The sequence below is a fragment of the Actinosynnema sp. genome (genome assembly GCF_052038725.1).
The window spans coordinates 1-2,589 of record NZ_JBQGCX010000966.1 but is presented as its reverse complement, the minus strand read 5'-3'; the positions used below and the strand labels follow the sequence as shown (position 1 = coordinate 2,589).

At 73.9% G+C, this 2,589-nt stretch carries 3 protein-coding genes; 1 reads left to right on the top strand and 2 read right to left on the bottom strand.

From position 1 onward, the window contains the following. Window positions 1-181 (top strand): response regulator transcription factor (locus ACTUAL_RS20570; RefSeq protein ID WP_440901390.1); only part of this gene is annotated, 181 nt, incomplete at its 5' end. A gap of 43 nt (window positions 182-224) precedes the next feature. Here the strand turns inward: ACTUAL_RS20570 and ACTUAL_RS20565 are convergent. Both ACTUAL_RS20565 and ACTUAL_RS20560 read right to left on the bottom strand, forming a co-directional pair. Next, window positions 225-1,235 carry a helix-turn-helix domain-containing protein gene (locus ACTUAL_RS20565; protein WP_440901389.1) on the bottom strand — a complete coding sequence of 337 codons (1,011 nt, stop codon included), beginning with the start codon at window positions 1,233-1,235 and terminating at the stop codon, window positions 225-227. A gap of 48 nt (window positions 1,236-1,283) precedes the next feature. Further along, window positions 1,284-2,420, bottom strand: coding sequence for an exonuclease domain-containing protein (locus ACTUAL_RS20560; RefSeq protein ID WP_440901388.1), 1,137 nt, complete (start codon window positions 2,418-2,420; stop codon window positions 1,284-1,286). Between the last annotated feature and the right edge of the window lie 169 nt (window positions 2,421-2,589).

Genomic DNA, 2,589 nt, shown 5'->3' with positions numbered 1-2,589 from the left:
GGAGGTGGTCCGGCTGGTGGCGCTGGGGCGGACCAATGACGAGGTGGCCGGGGAGCTGCACCTCGGGGTGGCGACGGTGAAGACGCACCTGGGGAACGCGCAGCGGAAGCTGGCGGCGCGCAACCGGGTGGAGGTGGCGGCGTGGGCCTGGCGGACGGGGGTGGCGCCGGGGCGGGGGTGAGCTCCCCCGGCCCCGCGCCCGGTTCGGGCTCGGCGCCCGCCCGTCAGCCGCCTGCCCTGAGAGCCGCCGCGACCCACGCGTCACTCGGGCCGGTGTTCCACAGCTGCTCCAGCGGCACGTCGTTGATCGTCGCCAGGAGCGCGAAGAACGGCTCGAACAGACCGCCGAAGTCCGCCACGAAGCCCTCGACGGCGTGCTGCACCTCGGGGGCCTCCTCCAGCTCGGTCATCAACCGCCGCAGGTCGGCCCACTGCTCATCGCCCATGGCCTGCCCGGTGACCTCCGCGCTGATCAGCCCCGTGGACCGCAGCAGGCGCTCGGCCAGCTCCCGCGCGACCGGCGAGTCCGGGGCGACCCCGGCCCGCTCCGCCTCCCGGGCCCGCACCGCGATCGCGCTGTGCTCCTCGGACAGCGCCATCATCCTGGGCGAGGTGAGGTCGTTGGGGCGGGGTGTGGCGAAAGCGCGCTCGTAGAAGCGGTGGACGGCCGTCCGGAACTCCGGGTCGCCCACCATGTCCGCCAGCGCGATCCAGGCCTGCAACTGCTCGGCGGTCGGTTCCTCGGGCAGCACGGGGCGCGTGCGGCGCAGCTGCTCCTGGTAGCCGGGGTGGATCGGGAGGCCCTCGGTGACCTCGGTCCAGAAGTCGTCGAGCAGGCGGTCTCGGGCGTCGTCGGACATGTTCACCAGATCGTGCAGGAGCGCGACCTGTCCAGCGTCGGAGTTCTGGCTCACAATGGTTCTCAGGACGGCCCGCCTCGCCTTCAGGTTGCGCATCTGGTCCTCGACGACGTCGAGGTGCGCCGCCGCGAGCTCGCGCAGGCTCATCTCGTCCTTGAGCACACCCCGGATGTCGTCCAGGCTCGCGCCGAGGTCGCGCAGGGTGCGCACGAGCTCCAGGCCCGCGATGGCGGCCACGTCGTAGAGGCGGTAGCCGGCGTCGGTGTGCGCGGTCGGCTCGATCACCCCCTCGTCGGCGTAGAACCTGATGGCGCTCACGCTCAGGCCGGTCCGGCGCGCCACGTCGCCGATCGGGTACAGCTGGTCGTCGGTCACGGTGACCACTGTGGGGTCTCAAGGCGGTTGAGACTCAAGCCCGGTCCGTCAGGCGGTGGGGTCGTGCGGTGCGACCCGCGCGGTCCACGGCTGGCCGAGGACGGCGGTCAGGGCGGTGTTGACCAGGTCGAGGTTCTGGCTCTGCGCGACCCTGCGGCCGACCACCGCGGCGGGGTGGCGGATGGTCAGGACGCGGCCCGACGCCAGGACCGGCTCCGCCTTGCCCAGCATGGCCTCCAGGGACCGGCTGTGCTCGCGGACCTTGCCCAGGACCTGGGGCCACAGCTCGCGGATCGTCGCCAGGTCGGGCGTCGGCGCGCCGGTCGTGACCGCGTCGGGGTGCGCTGCCGCGTCGGGGTGCGCTGCCGCGCCGGGGTGCGCTGCCGCGTCGGCGTGCGCTTCCGCGTCGGCGTGCGCTTCCGCGCCGGGCGCGGTGTCCGCCATGCGCTTGATCCAGGCCAGGGCGGCGAGGCAGTCGCCCTCGGCGCGGTGGCCGCCTTCCAGGCGGTGGTTGCGGAAGCCGCCGCTCTTGGTGTTGCGGTCGCCCACCCAGGCCGCGTGCTTGCGCATCGCGCACAACCACGGGCCGGTCAGCCAGTCCGGGAGGTCGGCGTCCCCGAAGATGTGCCGGTGCTCGGCGCGCAGCCTGGTGAGGTCGAACGGGGCGTTCCAGGCGATCACCCGCTTGCCGCGCAGGACGTGGTCGAGCTTCGGCCACAGCTGCTCCAGCGTGGGCGCGCCGGCGAGCATCTGGGCGGTGATGCCGTGCGCGCGCTGGGCGTGCGGGTTGATCGGCGTGCCCTCCGGGTCGCCGAGCGAGGAGAGCAGGGTGGCGCCGTCGGTGGCCACCACGGCGACCTCGATGACGCGCCCGGTGAAGTCGGTCAGCTCGGTGTCGAGCACGACCGCGTCGCGGTCGGCGAGGACGTCGCGGGCCCACGTCGCGGACTCCTCGCGCGCGTGCGAGGTGGTGGCGCGCGCCGGTCCAGGGGCGCGCGGGGGCGACGGCGGCAGCGGGACGGTCGCGGTGACGTCGTGCAGGGCGGTGCGCCAGACGTCGCCGTCGAAGACGCGCTCCAGCCAGGCGGCGGCCTTGCTCGGGTCGACCGGTCGCCTTCCCGACGAGCGCAGTTGCGCCGTGGTCCTCAGGTGCGCCGGGACCTCGTCCCGGTAGACCTCGCTCACGCGTCGTCCTCCGATCACCGCGCCGGTCGGGAGTCCGGCAAAACGATCACGGTACGGGAACCGGGCGGCAGGTGGCCCACACCGTTGGCCACACGATCGAGTGATCGGTCACGCGGGTGATCGCGGTGGGTGACGGGAGGGGTCGGTGTGGCGCGGTGGTGAGGGCGCG